Below are 21,397 nucleotides of genomic sequence, written 5' to 3'. Positions count from 1 at the left end.
GTCGTTTTCGGGCCGTTTCCCGGCCGGCGCCCAGGAACCCTGGACTCGCGAATGCGGATAGCCTCACCGGTGCCGAAGTAAGCCTGAAGCGCCTAGGGCGCCAGCGTAGACCAGTCGGCGAACCCCGATGGGTCGTGGCGGCCCAGCGCCCCGTGTTCAAACAGACCCCAGCCCTGCACTGGATTCCCGTCGCCGTCGCGGCATAGCGCGCGACCGACGTGGTCGATGACGCCGAAGCCGGCCCGCGCGATGATCGTCGGATCGGTCATGTCGTAGGTTCTTCGCTCGACGAACTTCTCGCCCTTCCACATGCCATGTGACCAGTCTGAGTCACCCCCGTAGCCGCCACCGACATGGGTCGGCACCGCCAGTTTGGACTCCACGTCGAAGTGCACCGGCGCGCCGTCGGGGGTGCTTGCCTCGATCGTCGCCCCGGTCGGGATGCGGGTGCCGGAGCGGTAGTGGATCCGCACCCGCGGCCAGCCCAGCTGCTCGACGTGGCCGTCACGCCAGATCCGGGTGCAGTCGTTGAGCGAGCGGAACCCGTCGGGTTCTTCCTGGATGATCAGCACGACGGCGAAGTCGTCGAAGGCCAACGGCACATACAGCCACCACATGCCCTCGAAGGGTGGGTCGGCGGGCCGGCCCGCCGGTTCTGGTTCCCCCACCGGCCGGATGCCCCAGGACCGGTCCCGGCTGCCGAGCCAGGTCGCCGGATCGACGGCGATCCGTTCGCCGTCGACGACGATGCGGCCGCTCCAGGTGCCCAGCTGCGCGAAGCGCTGCGCATCCAGGGTCACCCGGTTGCCGGAGCGCAAGACGTGCGGCTGTTCCTGGACGACGTCGAACAGGCCCTCCCAGGTGAGATCGGCCGCCACACCTTCGGTTTCGTCGAGCACGATACGCAGTTTTCGCAGCGGCTCGACGACCTCCACCCGGTAACCGTTGACGTGCTGGTGTAGCCGGTCGGAGTCGATGGCATCCGAAAGATGCACCGCGGTCTGTATGTCCGCACGCCTGATCAGCACGAACGCGTCTTTCACGCCCAGGTTAGGGTAGTAGCCGATACCGGTGATCAGAAAGATGTTCCCGGTGCGGTCGTGGGCGTTGAAGTAGGAGCGGTCGTAGAAGTTGCGGTCGGAGGAGCCCGGCCAGGCGATCGGCTGGGGAAGCTGATGTAGCGGGTACTCGTCGAGTGGGCCTAGCATTTGCGGCATTAGTGCTCCTCTCCAAGAAGATGCTTCATCAAGCCGGCGTGATAGAACAGCGACTCCACATCGTCGGGCTTCTCGATCTCGCCGAAGTGCACTCGCCGCGCACCGGTGCGCATGAACACGCATGCCCACATGACCCCGGAGTACACGTAAAACCAGTGCAGGTCACCAAGTTCCACGCCGGTAAGCGCCTGGTAGGTGGCGCGCACATCGTCCTCACGCATCACCTCCGGCAAACCCGGCAGCGTCGCCAAACCGGCAAGCTCCTGAAATACCCTGTGCGCAAATATCATCCACGCGACGTCGAGTTCCCGTGGACCCAGCGCCACCATTTCCCAGTCCAGCACCGCCACCGGCTGAAAGTCTCGGTACAAGACGTTGCCCACCCGCGCGTCCCCCCACAGCAACACCGGCTCGCGCGCGGCAGCGTCGTCCGGCCAGTGGCTTTGCAGCCACTCGAAAGTCCGTTCCAGTAGTGGGGATCGACCGATGCCTTCCACCGCGAAGTCGTACCAGGACCGTACCCAGTTGAAGTGCCGGTGCAGCGTGGTATCGCTGGTGCGGCCCTGGGTGAGGAAGCTAAACGTGTTCTGGGCGTTAGGGATTGAATGTAGTGTGGCCAACGCTGCGACGGTGGCGTCCTGCAGTTGGCGCTGGCGCTCGGCGGGCGCGTCGGCGAACCAGTTGTCACCGAACGTGTACGGCATGACGTCGGGCGGCACCACGCCCTCGACGTAGTCCATCAGAAAGAACGGAGTTCCCAGCACGTCGCCGGTGGTCTCGATCCAGCGCACCCGCGGGACGGGAACGTCGGTCAGCTCTCCGACCAGCCGGATCACTTCGAATTGGTGGTCAAGCCGATACGTCGGGAACACCGGCACGTCCTCGGCGGCCGGCGCCACCCGCGCCACCAGCTTCTGCTGGATCGATCGCCCGTCTTGTTGCCACCGCGCGGTCAAGATGATGGTTTCCGACGACATGCCGGTGGAGTCCACGCCACTTTCCACGGTCACCTCGGGTGCCGCCCCACCGGGCAACACGCTCGACAGCCAGCGCGATATCACCGCCGGCAGGGTGGTCACGTCGCGGCTCGAGCGCTGGAGTCGGTCGATGGCTCCGATTGCCGGTTCGTTGGCCACAAGCGCCTCCCTGGTGCGGCAATTACGCTACTTTAGGTAGCGTTATGAAAGCAGACCTGCCCTCCCTTGACAAGGCCCCCGGCGCCGGGCGGCAGCGTGATCCGCGCATCGACTCGGCGATCCTGTCGGCGACGGCGGAACTGCTTGTGCAGATCGGGTATTCGAACCTCAGCTTGGCCGCGGTCGCCGAACGCGCCGGCACCACCAAATCGGCGTTGTACCGGCGGTGGTCGAGCAAGGCCGAACTAGTGCACGAGGCCGCGTTTCCCGCCGCGCCCACCGCGCTGCAGGCTGCGGCCGGTGATATCGCCGCCGACATCCGAATGATGATCGCGGCCACCCGCGATGTGTTCACCACCCCGGTGGTGCGGGCCGCGTTACCCGGTCTGGTAGCCGATATGACCGCAGACGCTGAACTCAACGCCCGGGTGCTGGCGCGTTTTGCCGACTTATTCGCCGCGGTGCGCATGCGCCTGCGCGAGGCCGTCGACCGCGGCGAGGCGCATCCCGACGTGGACCCGGACCGGTTGATCGAGCTGATCGGGGGCGCCACCATGCTGCGGATGCTGCTGTACCCGGACGACATGCTGGACGACGCGTGGGTGGACCAAACCACCGCGATCGTCGTGCGAGGGGTCCACCGCGCCGCTCCTGGCGGCAGTGTCGTCTGACGTGCCAGTATGAACCAAGCCAGGTTGAACCAACCCCCAGGCCGCAACGGCGGCAGGCAACCGGTCGAGTGGTGTGCGTATGCCCGGTACTAAGCCCGGTAGTGACAAACCGACAGGGCGCGTCGTCGTCGTGATCGTGCTCTTGATGCTTGCTGGCGCTGCCCTGCGCGGCCACCTGCCGGCCGACGACGGTGCACCGCTCGCGGCGGCCGGCGGCAGCCGGGCGGCGCTGATGTTCATTGTCGCCGCACTTGCCGCGACGCTCGCGCTGATAGCGCTCGCCATCATCACCCGGTTGCGACATCCGCTCCCGGTGGCGCCCAGCGCGGGGGAGCTCTCGGCAATGCTTGGCGGTGCAGCAGGGCGTCCGAACTGGCGTGTGCTGTTGCTCGGACTCGGGACAATCCTGGCCTGGCTGCTGATTGCGATACTGCTGGCACGGTTGTTCGTGCCCGATGATGTCGGTCCTGCTGCGCCCATACCGGATTCAACCGCTACGCCGGATGCTTCCAGCACCACGCCGTCGCGCCCGCAACCGCCGCAAGACAACAATGACGACGTGCTCGGCATTCTCTTTGCCAGCACAATCGGCCTGTTCTTGATGGTCGTCGCGGGGTCGCTGATTACCTCGCGACGACAGCGCAAGTCGGCACCGGCTCGTATCAGTGGCGATCGCATCGAGTCTCCGGCGCCCTCGGCGCGTTCGGAATCACTGGCGCGTGCCGCCGAGATCGGACTGGCCGAGATGGCCGACCTCCGCCGCGAACCACGGGAGGCGATAATTGCGTGTTACGTGGCGATGGAGCGTGAACTGTCGCATGTTCCCGGTGTTGCCCCTCAGGACTTCGACACCCCGACCGAGGTGCTGGCCCGAGCCGTCGAACACCGTGCGCTCCATGGTGCTAGTGCCGCCGCGTTGGTGAGCCTGTTCGCCGAGGCGCGTTTTAGCCCGCACGTGATGAACGAGGAGCACCGTGAGGTGGCGATGCGTTTGCTTCGACTGGTTCTTGACGAACTGAGCACTCGGACCGCTATATGAAAAGGCTTATCGCCCTGGGGATTTTCCTCATCGTGGGGATTGAGCTGCTGGCGCTGATACTGCACGACCGTCGGCTCGTGCTCGCCGCGTCGGGGCTCGCCCTGGCTCTGGTGCTGCTCAACGTCCGCCGGATGCTGGGCAACCGGGACGAACTCACGGCTGCGCCGGACTCCGACGATCTGGGGGAGGGGTTGCGCCGGTGGCTCTCCAACACCGAGACGACGATCCGGTGGTCGGAGTCCACTCGAGCCGACTGGGACCGGCATTTGCGTCCGATGCTCGCACGACGGTTCGAAATCGCCACCGGCCATAGACAGGCCAAAGACCCGGTTGCCTTTGCTGCCACCGGCCGAATGCTTTTCGGCGACGAATTGTGGGAATGGGTCAACCCGAACAATGTGACGCACACCGGCGACCGTCAACCAGGCCCCGGCCGTGCGGCACTGGAAGAAATTCTGCAGAAGTTAGAACAGGTATGACTCAACGATGATTATGCCGGCCGCGACGACCACCGCCCACTGCGAGGCGGTGCTCGACGAAATCGAACGTGTGGTGGTGGGGAAGCGCTCTGCACTGACACTCATCCTCACCGCCGTGCTCGCCCGTGGCCACGTGCTCATCGAAGATCTCCCTGGCCTCGGCAAGACGCTGATCGCGCGATCCTTCGCCGCCGCGTTGGGGCTCGATTTCACCCGAGTGCAATTCACGCCTGATTTGCTGCCGGCCGATCTGCTCGGCTCGACCATCTATGACATGCAGTCCGGTCGTTTCGAATTCCGGGCCGGGCCTATTTTCACCAACCTGTTGCTCGCCGACGAGATCAACCGGACGCCGCCGAAGACGCAAGCGGCACTGTTGGAGGCAATGGCCGAGGGCCAGGTGAGCATCGATGGCCAAACCCATAAACTGGCAATGCCATTCATCGTTCTGGCGACCGACAATCCGATCGAATACGAGGGCACATATCCACTGCCGGAGGCGCAACTGGATCGGTTCGCGATCCGGTTGGAACTGCGCTACCTCTCCGAGCGAGACGAGACCTCGATGCTGCGCCGTCGCCTGGAACGCGGTTCTGCGGATCCGACGGTGAATCAGGTGGTGGACTGCCACGATCTGTTGGCCATGCGTGAATCGGTCGAGCAGGTCACCGTGCACGAGGACGTCTTGCACTATGTGGTGTCGTTGGCCAACGCTACCCGGCACCATCCGCAGGTGGCCGTCGGCGCCAGCCCGCGAGCCGAACTCGACCTGGTCCAGCTCTCCCGTGCCCGCGCTCTGTTGCTCGGCCGGGACTACGTCATACCCGAAGATGTCAAGGAACTTGCGACCGCGGCCGTCGCGCATCGGATCACATTGCGCCCGGAGATGTGGGTGCGCAAGATTGCGGGCGCTGATGTGGTCTCAGAGCTGTTGCGGCGTCTGCCTGTTCCCCGAATTAGTGGAACGTAGCGGGTTGGCTGGATGAACTACGGCGCGATGTGATCCAAACGTGTGAAGTCGAGTTGCGCTGGCGTGCATCACAACTGACGCTGGCGATTGCCACCTGTGCCGGAGTTGCGCTAGCCGCAGCGGTCGTCGCTGGTCGTTGGCAGCTGATTGCGTTCGCGGCGCCGCTGCTCGGCGTGTTGTGCTCGATCAGCTGGCAGCGTCCGGTCCCGGTGATCCAGGTGCACGGTGACCCGGATTCGCAGCGATGTTTCGAGAACGAACATGTGCGAGTGACCGTGTGGGTCACAACGGAATCCGTGGACGCCGCGGTCGAACTCACGGTATCGGCGTTGGCGGGAATGCAGTTCGAAGCTCTGGAATCCGTGTCACGCCGGACGACAACGGTTTCCGCGGTGGCGCAACGCTGGGGGCGCTATCCTATCCGGGCCCGGGTCGCCGTCGTCGCACGCGGTGGGTTGTTGATGGGAGCCGGAACCGTCGACGCCGCCGAAATCGTCGTGTTTCCGCTGACACCGCCGCAGTCGACGCCACTGCCGCAGACCGAATTGCTCGACCGCCTGGGAGCTCATCTCACCCGGCACGTCGGGCCGGGTGTCGAATACGCCGACATTCGCCCATATGTCCCGGGCGACCAGCTACGTGCCGTGAACTGGGTGGTAAGCGCGCGCCGTGGCCGACTGCACGTGACAAGGCGGTTGACCGACCGGGCCGCTGACGTGGTGGTGTTGATCGACATGTATCGACAGCCGGCGGGTCCGGCGACCGAGGCCACCGAACGAGTCGTGCGGGGTGCTGCTCAGGTGGTGCAAACCGCGCTGCGAAACGGTGACCGTGCTGGGATCGTTGCGCTGGGCGGCAATCGGCCGCGATGGCTGGGCGCCGACATCGGGCAGCGCCAGTTCTATCGGGTGCTCGACACCGTGCTCGGCGCCGGGGAAGGGTTCGAAAACACCACCGGGACGCTGGCTCCGCGCGCAGCTGTTCCCGCAGGAGCGGTTGTCATTGCGTTTTCCACGCTGCTGGATACCGAGTTCGCGCTGGCGTTGATCGACCTGCGTAAACGCGGCCACGTCGTGGTTGCTGTCGACGTTCTTGATAGCTGTCCGCTCCAGGACCAACTGGATCCCCTGGTGGTCCGGATGTGGGCGCTGCAGCGCTCCGCGATGTATCGCGACATGGCCACCATCGGGGTCGACGTGCTGTCCTGGCCGGCGGATCACTCGCTTCAGCAGTCGACGGGTGCGTTGCCCAATCGCCGTCGTCGCGGACGGGGCAGAGCTAGCCGGACGAGGCTGCCATGACCTCGTTTGCGCACCCGGGTACTCGTGGGCTCTCCACGGTGTTCGGACTGATGATGGTGGGGTCGGCCGCTGTGGGATCGCACGGGCTGGCTGTTGTCGTGGGGCTTGCCGCGGTGATTGCGGTAGGGGTGGCGGCGGTGTTTCGCCTGGCGGCAACGCTTGCCGTGGTGTTGTCGGTGGTGATGATCGTGGTGTCCGGCCCGACGCATGTGCTTGCCGCATTGTCGGGGTTTTGCGCCGCCGTCTACCTGGTGTGCCGATACGGGGCCGGTGTTGTCGCCGGGAGCTGGCCGACGACCGTTGCCGCCGTTGGTTTCACGTTCGCTGGGTTGGCTGCGACGTCGTTCCCGCTGCAAGTGCCATGGCTGCCGTTGGCGGCACCGTTGGCCGTGTTGGCTACCTACGTGCTGGCCACCCGTCCGTTCTCGAGGTGAACCGCCGGCTGGCCGGTCGGGCCGGTGCGCGCTGTTGACAATCGGTTATCAGTCGATAACATGGAGGGTATGTTATCAACTGATAACCGAGCCGAGCTCGGAGACATCCTTACCGACATCGGGGATTACCTCGACGACAATCCACCGGCGCTAAGCCTGCCGCCGGCCGCCTACACCTCATCGGAGCTGTGGCAGCTGGAGCGGGAACGGATCTTCAACCGGTCCTGGATGCTTGTCGCGCATGTCGACCAACTCGCCAAGACCGGTGACTACGTCACCGTGTCCGTCGCAGGGGAGCCGGTCATGGTGGTGCGGGACGTCGACGGGCAGCTGCACGCTCTTTCGCCGATCTGCCGGCACCGGTTGATGCTGATGGTGGAACCCGGTGCGGGGCGCATCGACACGTTGACCTGCCAATACCACCTGTGGCGCTATGGGCTGGATGGCCGGTTGCGCGGAGCGCGCCATATGGCCGCCAACTTAGACTTCAACCGTAGGGAGTGCCGGCTTCCGCAGTTCGCCGTGGCCACCTGGAATGGATTGGTGTGGATCAACCTGGATGCCGATGCCGAACCAATCGCGGCGCATCTGGACCTGACTGACGACGAATTCGCCGGCTATCGGCTCGGTGAGATGGTGCAGGTCGAGTCGTGGTCGCATGAGTGGCGAGCTAATTGGAAGGTGGCGGCGGAAAATGGTCATGAGAACTACCACGTGCTCGGCCTGCATCGCCAAACCCTGGAGCCGTTCGTTCCTGGTGGGGGCGATCTGGACGTTCGGCAGTATTCGCGGTGGGCGTTGCGCCTCAGGGTTCCCTTCACCGTTCCAGTAGAAGCGAAGTCGTTGCAGCTCAACGAGGTTCAGAAAAGTAATCTGGTCGTGTTGTGGACGTTTCCGAACAGCGCGCTGGCCATAGCGGGCGAGCGGGTGGTGTGGTTCGGCTTTATTCCGCAAAGCATCGACCGGGTGCAGGTGCTCGGCGGCGTGCTCACCACCCCCGAGTTAGCCGCCGATGCGGCAGCAACAGCTCAGACGTCGCAGTTCGTGATGGCGATGATCAATTACGAGGACCGGCTCGGACTGGAGGCCGTGCAGGTTGGGGCGGGCTCGCGATTCGCCGAACGGGGTCACCTTAGCTCGAAAGAATGGCCCGGCATGCTCGCGTTCTACCGGAACCTCGCCATGGCGCTGGTTGGCGACCACCCAGGTGCCAGCTAGCCTTGCCGGCATGCCGAGGCAGGCCGGCCGCTGGAGCCCAACGGCACTCCGCATCCTGGGGGCCGCTGCCGAGCTCATCGCGCTGCGGGGTTACAGCTCCACCTCGACGCGAGACATTGCCGCAGCCGTCGGGGTGGAGCAGCCGGCCATCTACAAACACTTCTCGGCCAAACGCGATATCCTTGCGGCCCTGGTGCGGCTCGCCGTGGAGTGGCCGCTTGAGCTGTTCGGTCACATCACCGCGATGCCGGTTCCGGCGGTGGTCAAGCTGCACCGCTGGCTGACGGAATCCCTGGACCACCTGCATGCTTCGCCCTATGTGCTGGTTTCCATCCTCATCACCCCGGACCTGCATCAGGAATCCTTCGTCGCGGAGCGGGAGCTAGTCGCGGAGATGGAACGCGCGCTGGTTGGCCTGATCGAGACCGGCCAAGGCGAAGGTGATGTGCGCGCAATGCATCCGTTATCGGCTGCCAGGCTGGTGCAGGCGTTGTTTGACGCTCTGGCGCTGCCGGAATTCGCGGTCAGCCCGGACGAGATCGTCGAGTTCGCGATGACGGCGCTGTTGTCGGACCCTGATCGGCTAGCCGAGATCCGGGCAGCAGCAGATGCTTTGGAGATCCAGACCGCACCCCCCGACCGCGGGCTCTAGGCGTGCGCAAACGAGGTGGCCGAGGGTGGCGTGCTTCTGACGGGAACCAGAATTTTCACGAAATCGCCGTTATTCGTCGCGCCGTTTTCCTACAGTTTGTTCTACGAGTACAGAGACGTGCACCGTTGCCTGAGTCATTGGCCGGGACGTCCTGTAGGGGAAGGGGCTGGGCTGATGAATTATTCGGTGTTGCCGCCGGAGATTAATTCGTTGCGGATGTTTACCGGTGCGGGGTCTGCGCCGATGCTTGCGGCATCGGTGGCTTGGGATGGTTTGGCCGCGGAGTTGGCGGTGGCGGCGTCCTCGTTTGGGTCGGTGACTTCGGGGTTGGCGGGTCAGTCCTGGCAGGGTGCGGCGGCGGCGGCGATGGCCGCGGCGGCGGCGCCGTATGCGGGGTGGTTGGCTGCTGCGGCGGCGCGGGCCGCTGGCGCGTCGGCTCAGGCCAAGGCGGTGGCCAGTGCGTTTGAGGCGGCGCGGGCGGCGACGGTGCATCCGATGCTGGTGGCGGCCAACCGTAATGCGTTTGTGCAGTTGGTGTTGTCGAATCTGTTTGGGCAGAATGCGCCGGCGATCGCGGCCGCTGAGGCGATGTATGAACAGATGTGGGCCGCCGATGTGGCCGCGATGGTGGGCTATCACGGCGGGGCATCGGCGGCCGCGGCGGCGTTGCCATCGTGGCAGCAGGCATTGCGGGGCCTGCCGGGGTTGGGTCAGGTGGCCAGCGCGATTTCCGGCGGTGCGGCTAGCATGTTTGCCGCCCCAGCGGCTGCGACAGCGGCTGTCACCCCGCCGGCGCTGAACACGGGTCTGGGGAATATTGGCAGCTGGAACCTGGGTGGCGGAAACGTCGGTTTGTTGAACTTGGGCAGCGGGAACTTTGGCAGCCTGAACCTGGGTGGCGGCAACACCGGCAATGCCAACCTGGGCGGAGGAAACTGGGGCTTTGCCAACCTGGGGAGCGGCAACATTGGTAACACCAACTTCGGCAACGGCAACCAAGGCAATCTCAACTTTGGCAGCGGGAACCTCCTCGGCAACGGAAACTTCGGTTTCGGAAACGCCTTCGGTGACGGAAACCTGGGTAGCGGCAACGTCGGTAGTACAAACCTCGGTAGCGGGAACTTTGGTTCGTTCAACGTGGGTAGCGGCAACATGGGGATGAGTAATATCGGGTTCGGCAACCTCGGTAACAACAACCTGGGCTTTGGGAACAACGGCAATAAAAACATCGGTTTTGGGCTCACCGGTGACAATCTGGTGGGCATTGGTGCGTTGAACTCGGGAATCGGGAACATGGGTTTCGGGAACTCTGGGAACAACAACATTGGCTTCTTCAACTCCGGCAATGGCAACGTGGGCTTCTTTAACTCCGGGGACGGCAACACCGGCTTCGGCAACGCGGGCGATGTCAACACCGGCTTCTGGAACGGGGGACCCTTCAACACCGGTTTTGGGAACGGTGGTAACACAAACTTCGGTTTTGGTAACGCGGGCTTCCAGAACATGGGCCATGGAAACGCAGGTGGTGTCAACGTGGGCTCCGGAAACGCGGGCTTGGCCAACACCGGCGATTTCAACTCGGGCGGTGTGGTCAGCGGGATCGGTGGAAACACTGGCTCGTTCAACTCGGGCAATCTGAACACCGGCTTCGGAAATGCCGGCGATCTCAACACAGGCCTATTCAACTCGGGTGACGTCAACACCGGCATCGGCAGCACGGTCGATCAGCCTGGTTCGGTCTCGGGCTTCGGTAACACCGGCACCAGCGTCTCGGGCTTCAATAATTCGGGTAACCTTACCTCGGGCTTTGGGAACATGAACTCGAACGTCTTCGACTCCACCTCAGGCTTCCAGAATATTGGCGACGCGAATGTCGGCTTCTTTAACTCGGGCAACTCCAACGAGGGCTTCTTCAACACGGGCATGTTTAACAACGGCATCTACAACTCGGGCGTGGCCAGCACCGGCATCGCAAACTCCGGTAATGCCAGCTCCGGTGTCGCCAACTCAGGTGACAACTCCTCGGGTGCCTTCAACCAGGGCGATAACCAGGCCGGGTTCTTCGGCCAGCCGTAACGCCTACCGAGCCCGACGTTGCTGGGGGCGATTAGCCGGCACGATGAGGTACCGCGGCGGCAATGTGGCAGGAGTCGCGGTGACCAGGGTGGCGATCGGTGGGCCCGAATTTTTCGCAATGTACAAGTGTTTTGACAAATCGCCGATATTGGTGCCGTGATTTCCCTACAGTTTGTTCTTACGGGTGGAGTAGCGTGCGCGAACGCCTGTGTCATCGGCGTCGCGCGCTGGGGAAGGGGCTGGGCTGATGAATTATTCGGTGTTGCCGCCGGAGATTAATTCGTTGCGGATGTTTACCGGTGCGGGGTCTGCGCCGATGCTTGCGGCATCGGTGGCTTGGGATCGTTTGGCCGCGGAGTTGGCGGTGGCGGCGTCCTCGTTTGGGTCGGTGACTTCGGGGTTGGCGGGTCAGTCCTGGCAGGGTGCGGCGGCGGCGATGGCCGCGGCGGCGGCGCCGTATGCGGGGTGGTTGGCTGCTGCGGCGGCGCGGGCCGCTGGCGCGTCGGCTCAGGCCAAGGCGGTGGCCAGTGCGTTTGAGGCGGCGCGGGCGGCGACGGTGCATCCGATGCTGGTGGCGGCCAACCGTAATGCGTTTGTGCAGTTGGTGTTGTCGAATCTGTTTGGGCAGAATGCGCCGGCGATCGCGGCCGCTGAGGCGATGTATGAACAGATGTGGGCCGCCGATGTGGCCGCGATGGTGGGCTATCACGGCGGGGCATCGGCGGCCGCGGCGCAGCTGTCGTCGTGGTCAATTGGTCTGCAGCAGGCGTTGCCAGCTGCGCCATCGGCGCTGGCCGCCGCGATCGGCCTCGGCAACATCGGCGTCGGGAACCTGGGCGGCGGGAACACCGGTGACTACAATCTGGGCAGCGGAAATTCCGGCAACGCCAACGTAGGTAGCGGAAACTCCGGCAACGCCAATGTGGGCAGCGGAAATGACGGTGCCACGAATTTGGGCAGCGGAAATATCGGCAACACCAATCTCGGCAGCGGAAACGTTGGCAATGTCAATCTGGGCAGCGGAAACCGAGGCTTTGGAAACCTCGGCAACGGAAACTTTGGCAGTGGGAACCTGGGCAGTGGAAACACCGGAAGTACCAACTTCGGCGGCGGAAATCTCGGTTCCTTCAACTTGGGCAGTGGAAACATCGGCTCCTCCAACATCGGTTTCGGAAACAACGGCGACAATAACCTCGGCCTCGGGAACAATGGCAACAACAACATCGGTTTTGGGCTCACCGGCGACAACTTGGTGGTCATTGGCGCGCTGAACTCGGGCATCGGGAATCTAGGTTTCGGGAACTCGGGTAACAACAACATCGGTTTCTTCAACTCTGGCAACAACAACGTGGGCTTCTTCAATTCGGGCAACAACAACTTCGGCTTTGGAAACGCGGGCGACATCAACACGGGCTTCGGAAACGCCGGCTTCTTCAATATGGGCATCGGGAACGCGGGCAACGAAGACATGGGCGTCGGGAACGGCGGTTCCTTTAACGTGGGCGTTGGCAATGCGGGCAACCAAAGTGTGGGCTTTGGCAACGCGGGCACCCTAAACGTGGGCTTCGCAAACGCGGGCAGTATCAATACGGGATTCGCGAACTCGGGCAGCATCAATACGGGCGGTTTCGACTCGGGCGACCGGAACACCGGGTTTGGAAGCTCGGTCGACCAATCCGTTTCGAGCTCGGGCTTCGGCAACACCGGCATGAATTCCTCAGGCTTCTTTAACACGGGCAATGTTTCGGCTGGCTATGGGAACAACGGTGACGTTCAGTCGGGCATCAATAACACCAACTCCGGCGGCTTCAACGTCGGCTTCTATAACTCGGGTGCCGGCACCGTGGGCATCGCAAACTCTGGCCTGCAGACCACAGGCATTGCGAACTCGGGCGCCCTCAACACGGGTGTGGCGAACACGGGTGACCACAGCTCGGGGGGCTTCAATCAGGGCAGTGACCAGTCGGGCTTCTTCGGTCAGCCCTAACGGATTCAGCGCAGCAACTGGGCGGCCTGGTCGGCCAGGTCGAGCACCGGCTGCGGGGCGATCCCCAGCACCACGGTGACTACCGTGCATACCGCAATGGCGGCCTTGCTCAGCACGCCGGGTGCCGCCACGTGTGGTGTGTCACCGGATTCTTCGGTGAAGAACATGCTCACGATCACCCGCACGTAGAAGTAGGCGGCGACGCCGCTGGAGATCACGCCGACGATTACCAGCGGCACCGCGCCGGCGGAAGCGGCGGCCCTAAACACCGCGAACTTGCTGACGAATCCACTGGTCAACGGGATGCCGGCGAAGGCCAGCAGAAACATCGACAGCATCACGCCCACGATAGGTGAACGCTGTCCCAGCCCGGCCCAGTGGGACAGGTCGGCATCCTCTGAACCCGCTGAGCCGTCGGCGCCTCGGACCAGACCCACGATGGCAAACGCACCCATCGTGCTGAAGCTGTAGGCGACCAGATAGAACAACGTCGCGGAAAGACCCGCCGGATTATCGGCGATCACGCCGGTAAGTATGAAACCGACGTGCGCGACCGATGAATAGGCCAGCATACGCTTGACGTTGGTCTGGTTTACCGCGGTGACGGTGCCCACCGTCATGGTGAGGATGGCAATCGCCCACAGCACCGGGCGCCACTGATCGTGCAGCGGCGGCAGCGCGACATAGACCACCCGGAGCAGCGCACCGAACGCCGCGACCTTGGTGGCGGCCGCCATGAACCCGGTGATCGGGGTGGGTGCGCCCTGGTACACATCGGGAATCCAGGAGTGGAATGGCACCGCGCCGACCTTGAATAGTAGGCCGACCGCGAGCAGCGCGACGCCGGCCAACGCCATTGAGTCGTCGGTGCGCGCTGCCAACGCATCCCGAATACCCGGCAAGGTCAGCGTGCCGGTCGCGCCGTATAGCAACGCGACGCCGTAGAGGAAGAACGCCGACGAGAAGGCGCCCAGCAGGAAGTACTTCATCGCGGCTTCCTGCGACAGCAGGCGGCGATTCCGGGCCAGCCCACACATCAGGTACAGCGGCAGCGATAGCACCTCCAGCGCAACGAACATCGTCAACAGGTCGTTGGACGCGGGAAACACCATCATGCCGCCGACGGACAGCATCGCCAGCGGGAAAAGTTCCGTCTGGGTGGCTCCCGCCCGTTCCGCTTGGCGCTCAGCATCGCTGCCGGGCACGGCGGAAGCCTGCGGGGTAAACGAATCGAGTCCAGGGAGCCGCGCCACAGCGAGGGTGTTCTGGCGTTGCGGACTCACCCGGGCGCTGCGTTCGGCCATGAAGACGACTGCCATGATCGTGACCAGTAGTACGGTGCCTTGCAGAAACAGGGTCGCTCGATCCACGGCTATGGCCCCCAGCACCGCGGCGTGACCCGACCCGTGAATCGACCTGGCCACCACGATGACCGCGATGAGTGCCACTGCCGACCCGCCAAGGGCGAGCGTCACTTGGGCGCCATAGCGCCACCGGCGCGGCAGGAAAGCCTCGGCCAGCACACCGGCGACCGCAACCGAAAAGACGATGAGCATCGGAGCGAGCAGGAAGTACTCGACGTGCGGGGCGGGCAGGATCATGGGTGCGGTCCTTCGGCTGTCCGGGAGGCGCCCACGGCCGGAACCGGGTGTGCCACGCTGGGCGCGGGATCATGCTGGCCGATGGTGGTCATGGTGTTCTCGACCGCCGGATTGATGATGTCGAGCACAGGTTTGGGGTAGACCCCAAGCACGAGTAACAGCGCGATCAACGGTGCCACCACGATCATCTCGCGGCCCACCAGATCCCCTATGCGTTCGTTGCCTTCGGCTACCGGACCGGTCATCACCCGCTGGTAGAGCCACAGCATGTAAACGGCCGAGAGGACCAGTGCGGTAACGCCGAACGCCGCCGCCAGCCAGTAGCGGCTGAAAGTGCCCAGCAGAACCAGGAATTCGCTGATAAACGGGGCTAGGCCGGGCAGCGATACGGTGGCCATGGCCGAGACCATGAACGCGCCGGCCAGGATGGGCGCCACCTTCTGGACACCGCCGTAGTCGGCGATCGATCGGCTGCCGCGCCGCGCTATCAAGAAACCGGCGATCAGGAACACCGCCGCCGTGGACAGGCCGTGGTTGAGCATGTACAGCGTCGACCCGCTCTGGCCCTGGGTGGTCATGACGAAGATGCCTGCGATGATGAACCCGAAGTGCGAGATCGAGGTGTAGGCGATCAGCCGCATCATGTCGGTTTGGCCGATCGCCACGATCGCGCCGTAGATCACCCCGATGATGGCCAGCGTCACGATCAGCGGACGGAAATACGTTGACGGGTCAGGAAACAGCTGCAGGCAGTAGCGCAGCATGCCGAAGGTGCCGACCTTGTCCATCACCGCCATCATCAGCACCGCGGTCGCTGGGGTGGACTCGACGGCGGCGTCCGGCAGCCAGCGATGGAACGGCCACAGCGGAGCCTTGATCGCGAACGCGAACATGAAGCCCAAGAACAGCGCCTTGAACACCGCCGGGTCCGCTCCGTAGCGGCCCGCCGCCACGCCGGCCACGATCTCACGGAAGTCGAAGGTGCCCGAATCGTACTGTGCGGTCACCACATACAGCCCGATCACCGCCGCCAGCATGATCAACCCGCCAAACAGGTTGTACAGCAAGAACTTCACCGCGGCACGCGAGCGTCCGGCCCCCTGGCCGAAGCCGCCGATGAGGAAGTACATCGGGATCAGCATGGCCTCGAAGAACACGTAGAACAGCAGCACGTCCAGCGCGATCACCGACATCAGCACCATCGACTCGATGGCCAGCGTCAATGCCACGTAGGCGTGCACGCCTCGGGTGCGTTCGCCACCTGACGATCGCAAGCGCGGCGGAGCCGGGCGCTGGGGGTACCTCCCGCTTGCGGGGGACAGGTCGTCAGCATCGGTTGCGTCGTTCCAGCCGGCCACCAGCAGCAACGGAATCAGCACTGTGGTCAACAACACCAGCACCACTGCGATGCCGTCCACACCAAGGGTATAGCCGGCGCCGAACGCCGGTATCCAGGAATGCTTTTCGACGAACTGATACGGCTCGGCGCTGGGCTTGAATTCGGCCGCGACGACGATCGACACCGCCAACGTCAGGACGCTGACAACCATACCGGCCCACTTGGCGAGTCGGCGCCGACCGGGTGGTAGCAGGATGATCAGCACCGCACCTGCCAGCGGCACCAGCCAGAGCACGCTCAGCCACGGCACGTTATTCACCACAGCTGCACCACCAGCAGCGCCGCCGCCACTAACACCGCTCCTACCAGCATCGATAACGCGTAGTTACGGGCGAAGCCGGTTTGCATTTGCCGCAGGCGATTCGAAGTCTGGCTCACGAGCGTCGCCAGCGCGTTAACCGAGCCGTCCACACCCGCGTCGTCCACCGCGACCACCGCGTTGGTCAATTGCGCACCAGGGCGCATGAACACCTCCTCGTTGAAGGCATCGCCGTACAGGTCCGCACGTGCGGCCGCGGTCAGCGCCGACACCCGAACCGGGGCAACCCTCGGGATCGGCGCGGTGCCGTACATCCGGTAGGCCACCGCGATACCGACGGCGACCACACCGAGCGCCAGGGTGGTGGCGACCCAGGTCGGCAGCGCATGGGTGGCCTCTTCATGAGATCCGACAACTGGCTGCAGCCAATGCCGCAACGTGCCACCCACCGCGAGCAGGCCACCGGAGAACACCGAGCCGACGGCGAGCAAGATCATCGGCCAGGTCATCACGGCCGGTGCCTCGTGCGGATGGGCGCCTGGCGTCCAACGCTTTTCGCCGAAGAAGGTCATCAGCATCACTCGCGTCATGTAGAACGCGGTGACGCCCGCACCCAGCAGCGCGGCACCGCCCAGCAGCGAGCCCCGGATGCCGCCGGCGCCCAATGCGGCCTCGATGATCGCATCCTTGGAGAAGAAGCCCGCGAACGGCGGTACCCCGATAATCGCCAGATACGCCAGGCCGAAGGTTGCGAACGTGACCGGCAGGGCGGCGCGCAGACCACCGTAACGGCGCATGTCCTGCTCTTCGTGCATCGCGTGAATCACCGCGCCGGACCCAAGGAATAGGCCGGCCTTGAAGAAACCGTGAGTGAGCAGATGCATGATCGCAAACGCGTAGCCGGCCGGACCCAGGCCCGCGGCCAGCACCATGTAGCCGATCTGGCTAATGGTCGAGGCTGCCAGCGCACGTTTGATGTCGTCCTTGGCGCAGCCGATGATCGCCCCAAACAGCAGCGTCACCGCGCCGACGATGACGACCGCCAGTTGGGCGGTGGGCGCCAGGTTGTACAGCGGGCCCGACCGCACAATCAAATACACTCCGGCGGTCACCATGGTGGCGGCGTGGATCAGCGCGGACACCGGGGTGGGGCCCTCCATCGCGTCGCCAAGCCAGGCTTGCAGCGGAACCTGCGCGGACTTGGCGCACGCCCCCAACAGCATCAACAACCCGATCGCGGTCAGCACTGCGCGACTTGCGGCGGGTACGCCGGCGAACACGCCGGCATACGACAGGGTGCCGAAAGTGCTAAACGTCAAGAACATACCCACCGCTAGGCCGGCGTCCCCAACCCGGTTCATCACGAATGCCTTTTTGGCCGCGGTGGCCGCCGACGGCTTGTGGTACCAGAAACCGATCAACAGATACGACGCCAGGCCCACACCCTCCCAGCCGACGTACAGCAACACATAGTTGTCGGCGACCACCAGCAGCAGCATCGAGGCCAGAAACAGGTTGAGATAGCCGAAAAACCTGCGCCGGTCCGGGTCCTCGGCCATGTAGCCGACCGAATAGATGTGAATCAGCGATCCGACCCCGGAGATCAGCAGCACGAAGCACATGGACAACTGATCGATCTGCAGCCCGAAGTCGACTTGGAGTCCGCCGGCGGGTATCCAGGTGAACACCTGCTGATGGATCGCGCGCTCGAGCCCATCGCGACCGAGCATGTCGGCCAGCAGCATCGCGCCCACCCCGAATGCCGCCAGCGCTGCGGCACAGCCCAGCAGGTGGCCCCACGCATCGGTGCGTCTGCCGCCGAACAGCAAGATTGCGGCACCCGCCAGTGGCAGTGCCACCAGCAGCCAGGTGTAGTGAGTCCCCAAGGAAGTTGTCACGGTGGCGTCGTCAGCCTTTGAGTAGATTCGCGTCGTCGACCGACGCCGATTTGCGGGTACGGAAAATCGTCATGATGATGGCCAGGCCGACGACCACTTCGCAGGCGGCCACCACCATGGTGAAGAACGCGATCATCTGGGCGTCGAGATGGCCATGCATGCGCGCGAAGGTGACGAACGCCAGGTTAACGGCATTGAGCATGAGCTCGACGCACATGAACATCACGATCGCGTTGCGTCGCAGCAGCACACCGGAGGCTCCGATGGTGAATAGCAGCACCGAAAGATAAAGGTAGTTGGCCGGATTCATGATGCACCGCCTTCTAAAGAGCCGGAGACGGCTCCGGGCGAGGGTGTTTGCAGGCCGTCGGCCCCGCGGGTGCGCAGCATCCGGGGGACCGACAATTCGGAATAGGAACCGTCGGGGAGCAGGGCGGCAACGTCGACCGCGTTGTGGCGCGCGTAGACACCCGGGTTGGGCAGCGGGGTGGGGTGCCCGCCGGGACGGAAGCGTTCCTGGGAGAGTTCGCGCTGGGTCTTGCGGCGCTCGAAACGCTCCCGGTGCGCTAGCACCATCGCCCCGACGGCGGCGGTAATCAACAGCGCACTGGTCAACTCGAACGCCCACAGGTAACGGGAAAAAATCAGCGCGGCCAAGCCTTCGACGTTGCCGTTGGCGTTGGCGACGGTTAGTCCGGCAAAACCTCGGGTCGCCACCTGGCCGATGGTGCTGATCAGGAGAACGCCGAACCCGACACCGGTCAGCACCGCGGCGACCCGCTGCCCGCGCAGCGTCTCCTTCAGTGATTCCGCGGAGTCCACACCGATCAGCATCAGCACGAACAGGAACAGCATCATCACCGCGCCGGTGTAGACAACCACCTGGACGACACCCAAAAACAGCGCGTCCTGGGCCATGTAGAACACCGCCAGGATGATCATGGTCATCGCCAGAAACATCGCTGAGTACACGGCGTTGACGGCCAGCACAACCCCGACCGCGCCCAGCAGCGCCAACGCACTGAGCACCCAGAACATCACCGCTTCCCCGGTGGAGGTGCGGACGATGACATCTGAAGCCAGCACCGCGGTCATCGGGAATCTCCGGTGGTCTGGCTCTCACGCACGCCCCGCAAGCCCTCGGCGGTCACATTGCCTAGGTAGTAGTCCTTATCGGTGGCACCGGGCGCCCGCGGATGCGGCGGCGCGGCCATCTCGGGCAGCAGCGGGGCCAGCAGCCGGTCCTTCTCGTAGATCAGGTCGGCGCGGTTGTCGTCGGCCAGTTCGTAATCATAGGTCATCGTCAGCGCCCGCGTCGGGCACGCCTCGATGCACAAACCGCAACCGATGCAACGCAAATAGTTAATCTGGTACACCCGGCCGTAGCGTTCGCCCGGCGAAAACCGCTCCTCTTCGGTATTGTCCGCGCCCTCGACATAGATTGCGTCGGCCGGGCAGGCCCAGGCGCACAACTCGCAGCCGATGCATTTCTCCAGGCCGTCCGGATACCGGTTGAGCTGATGACGGCCGTGGTAGCGCGCTGCTACCGGACCGGGCCTTTCCGGATACTCCTCGGTGACCGTCTTTTTGAACATCGAACCAAGCGTTACCCCGAATCCGGCTACGGCGTCCAGTAACTTAGTCCGGCGACGACGCGGGCCGGAGTCAGCCCGAGATGGGGGTACCGCCCGCTTGTGGGGGAGAGCCGGACGATCAGTGTTAGCCACCTGCATTCTCCTTGGTTGCACCGGCTAGCAGCGGTGGTGTCGGAAATGCCGGTTCAGGGCTGGTGCCTTCGTCCCCGCGTTGCCGTGCCGATGCGCGAGCGCCGGGAGCGCTCAACGGCTTTCGCAACAACAGCACCATGGCAGCGGCAACGACAATGCTGCTAAACACCAGAGTCGGGGTCCAGTACTGGTAGCCCTGGTTGCGTAGTGAGCGGATGATCGCGGCGACCATCACCCACACCAGCGAGACGGGGATCAATAACTTCCAGCCCAGCGCCATGAACTGGTCGTAGCGCAGCCGCGGCAGCGTAGCCCGCAGCCAGAAATAGATGAACAGAAAGCCCCACACTTTAGCGGTGAACCAGATCAGTGGCCACCAGCCGGTGTTGGCGCTCGCCCACATGTTCAGCGGCCAGGGAGCATGCCAGCCACCGAAGAATAGGGTCGCGGCCAGTGCCGAAACCGTAGTCATATTGACGTACTCGGCGAGCATGAACATCGCGAACTTCAACGACGAGTACTCGGTGTGGAATCCCGCGACCAGCTCGCCCTCGGCTTCGGGCAAATCGAACGGCGCCCGGTTGGTTTCACCCACCATAGAAATGAGATAGATGACGAATGACGGCAACAACAGGAAGGCATACCAGACACCGTCTTGTGCGGCCACGATCTGCGACGTCGACATGGTGCCGGCCATAAGGAACACCGTCGCGAACGACAGGCCCATCGCGACCTCGTAGGAGATGACCTGCGCGGTGGAGCGCACCCCGCCCAGCAGCGGGTAGGTGGACCCGGACGCCCAACCGCCCAGCACGATGCCGTATACCCCGATCGCCGACAGTCCCAGGATGAACAGCACGGCGACGGGAAGGTCGGTTATCTGCAACGGTGTCCGGTGGCCAAACACCGACACCTCGGGACCAAACGGGATGAACGCGAAAGCGGTGAATGCCGGAATCACCGAAATGATCGGCGCCACAAAATATACGAATCGATCGATGCCACCGGGTGTGATGCTCTCTTTGAGCGCCAGCTTGATGCCGTCAGCCAGGCTCTGCAGGGCTCCTTTTGGGCCAACCCGGTTGGGGCCGGGCCGCAACTGCATCCGGCCCAGCAGCTTGCGTTCGGCCAGGATCGCCACCAGCACCGTCAGCATGAGGAACACGAATACCGCGATCGCTTTGGCCGCCACCAGCCACCAGGTGTCGTGGCCGAACGTGGTCATGGCCGCCACTCCTTGCGCGAGGGTCCGCACTGGTACATCAAAATCGGTGTGTCGGCGTACTGGGGGCACCTCCCGCTTGCGGGGGAACACGCGCGCTCGCGGCAAGGG

General features: G+C 64.1%; 19 protein-coding genes. 10 read left to right on the top strand and 9 right to left on the bottom strand.

Annotated features, from left to right (window positions below):
- Positions 1-92 precede the first annotated feature (92 nt).
- Both FF952_RS16715 and FF952_RS16710 read right to left on the bottom strand, forming a co-directional pair.
- Entirely contained in the window at positions 93-1,217 is a 1,125-nt protein-coding gene (locus tag FF952_RS16715) for an Rv3169 family protein (protein WP_003416605.1), read from the bottom strand.
- The gene (locus FF952_RS16710) at positions 1,217-2,353 is read right to left on the bottom strand and encodes a phosphotransferase family protein (RefSeq protein ID WP_003900650.1); all 1,137 of its coding nucleotides are present in this window, start codon (positions 2,351-2,353) and stop codon (positions 1,217-1,219) included. Before FF952_RS16710 ends, FF952_RS16715 begins: the two co-directional genes overlap by 1 nt.
- Positions 2,354-2,397: 44 nt before the next feature.
- On the opposite strand from FF952_RS16710, the gene FF952_RS16705 reads away from it, so the two are divergent.
- From FF952_RS16705 to FF952_RS16660, 10 genes are all read left to right on the top strand, one after another.
- Positions 2,398-3,024 (top strand): TetR/AcrR family transcriptional regulator, encoded by a 627-nt coding sequence (locus FF952_RS16705; protein WP_003904195.1) that lies wholly within the window; start codon positions 2,398-2,400, stop codon positions 3,022-3,024.
- Positions 3,025-3,103: 79 nt separating this feature from the next.
- Positions 3,104-4,063 (top strand): DUF4129 domain-containing protein, encoded by a 960-nt coding sequence (locus FF952_RS16700; protein WP_003900649.1) that lies wholly within the window; start codon positions 3,104-3,106, stop codon positions 4,061-4,063.
- Entirely contained in the window at positions 4,060-4,542 is a 483-nt protein-coding gene (locus FF952_RS16695; RefSeq protein ID WP_031680809.1) for a hypothetical protein, read from the top strand. Before FF952_RS16700 ends, FF952_RS16695 begins: the two co-directional genes overlap by 4 nt.
- A 7-nt stretch (positions 4,543-4,549) precedes the next feature.
- Positions 4,550-5,512: an AAA family ATPase gene (locus FF952_RS16690; protein ID WP_003416588.1), complete on the top strand. Its 963-nt coding sequence runs from the start codon at positions 4,550-4,552 to the stop codon at positions 5,510-5,512.
- 29 nt (positions 5,513-5,541) lie between these two features.
- Complete coding sequence (locus tag FF952_RS16685; protein WP_003905005.1) at positions 5,542-6,813, top strand: DUF58 domain-containing protein; 1,272 nt, start codon at positions 5,542-5,544, stop codon at positions 6,811-6,813.
- Positions 6,810-7,247, top strand: a complete 438-nt coding sequence (locus FF952_RS16680; protein WP_003900648.1) for an integral membrane protein — start codon at positions 6,810-6,812, stop codon at positions 7,245-7,247. The genes FF952_RS16685 and FF952_RS16680 overlap by 4 nt, the downstream gene beginning before the upstream one ends.
- A 69-nt stretch (positions 7,248-7,316) precedes the next feature.
- Entirely contained in the window at positions 7,317-8,465 is a 1,149-nt protein-coding gene (locus FF952_RS16675) for an aromatic ring-hydroxylating oxygenase subunit alpha (protein ID WP_003905004.1), read from the top strand.
- Positions 8,466-8,475: 10 nt separating this feature from the next.
- A complete protein-coding gene (locus FF952_RS16670; RefSeq protein ID WP_003416573.1) occupies positions 8,476-9,117 on the top strand; it encodes a TetR/AcrR family transcriptional regulator in 642 nt (213 codons plus the stop codon).
- Between the two features lie 174 nt (positions 9,118-9,291).
- Positions 9,292-11,193, top strand: coding sequence for a PPE family protein (locus FF952_RS16665; RefSeq protein WP_031656836.1), 1,902 nt, complete (start codon positions 9,292-9,294; stop codon positions 11,191-11,193).
- A 247-nt stretch (positions 11,194-11,440) separates the two neighbouring features.
- The gene (locus FF952_RS16660; protein ID WP_031653929.1) at positions 11,441-13,180 is read left to right on the top strand and encodes a PPE family protein; all 1,740 of its coding nucleotides are present in this window, start codon (positions 11,441-11,443) and stop codon (positions 13,178-13,180) included.
- A 5-nt stretch (positions 13,181-13,185) separates the two neighbouring features.
- On the opposite strand, the gene nuoN is transcribed toward FF952_RS16660, so the two are convergent.
- The 7 genes from nuoN to nuoH are packed head-to-tail and all read right to left on the bottom strand — an operon-like array spanning position 13,186 to position 21,289.
- Positions 13,186-14,781 (bottom strand): NADH-quinone oxidoreductase subunit NuoN, encoded by a 1,596-nt coding sequence (gene nuoN / locus FF952_RS16655; RefSeq protein ID WP_003900644.1) that lies wholly within the window; start codon positions 14,779-14,781, stop codon positions 13,186-13,188.
- The gene (locus tag FF952_RS16650; RefSeq protein WP_003905001.1) at positions 14,778-16,439 is read right to left on the bottom strand and encodes an NADH-quinone oxidoreductase subunit M; all 1,662 of its coding nucleotides are present in this window, start codon (positions 16,437-16,439) and stop codon (positions 14,778-14,780) included. Before FF952_RS16650 ends, nuoN begins: the two co-directional genes overlap by 4 nt.
- Entirely contained in the window at positions 16,436-18,337 is a 1,902-nt protein-coding gene (nuoL, locus tag FF952_RS16645; protein ID WP_003900642.1) for an NADH-quinone oxidoreductase subunit L, read from the bottom strand. Before nuoL ends, FF952_RS16650 begins: the two co-directional genes overlap by 4 nt.
- Before the next feature lie 10 nt (positions 18,338-18,347).
- Positions 18,348-18,647 carry an NADH-quinone oxidoreductase subunit NuoK gene (nuoK, locus tag FF952_RS16640; RefSeq protein WP_003416452.1) on the bottom strand — a complete coding sequence of 100 codons (300 nt, stop codon included), beginning with the start codon at positions 18,645-18,647 and terminating at the stop codon, positions 18,348-18,350.
- Positions 18,644-19,432, bottom strand: a complete 789-nt coding sequence (locus tag FF952_RS16635; protein ID WP_003416449.1) for an NADH-quinone oxidoreductase subunit J — start codon at positions 19,430-19,432, stop codon at positions 18,644-18,646. Before FF952_RS16635 ends, nuoK begins: the two co-directional genes overlap by 4 nt.
- Positions 19,429-20,064 carry an NADH-quinone oxidoreductase subunit NuoI gene (gene nuoI / locus FF952_RS16630; protein WP_003416447.1) on the bottom strand — a complete coding sequence of 212 codons (636 nt, stop codon included), beginning with the start codon at positions 20,062-20,064 and terminating at the stop codon, positions 19,429-19,431. Before nuoI ends, FF952_RS16635 begins: the two co-directional genes overlap by 4 nt.
- Positions 20,057-21,289: an NADH-quinone oxidoreductase subunit NuoH gene (nuoH, locus tag FF952_RS16625; RefSeq protein WP_003416445.1), complete on the bottom strand. Its 1,233-nt coding sequence runs from the start codon at positions 21,287-21,289 to the stop codon at positions 20,057-20,059. Before nuoH ends, nuoI begins: the two co-directional genes overlap by 8 nt.
- Positions 21,290-21,397: the final 108 nt, after the last annotated feature.

This window comes from Mycobacterium tuberculosis complex sp. N0072, assembly GCF_030323725.1.
Lineage (GTDB): Bacteria > Actinomycetota > Actinomycetes > Mycobacteriales > Mycobacteriaceae > Mycobacterium > Mycobacterium tuberculosis.
Note: the sequence above shows the minus strand (reverse complement) of the source record. Positions and strands in the feature narration are given on the sequence as shown.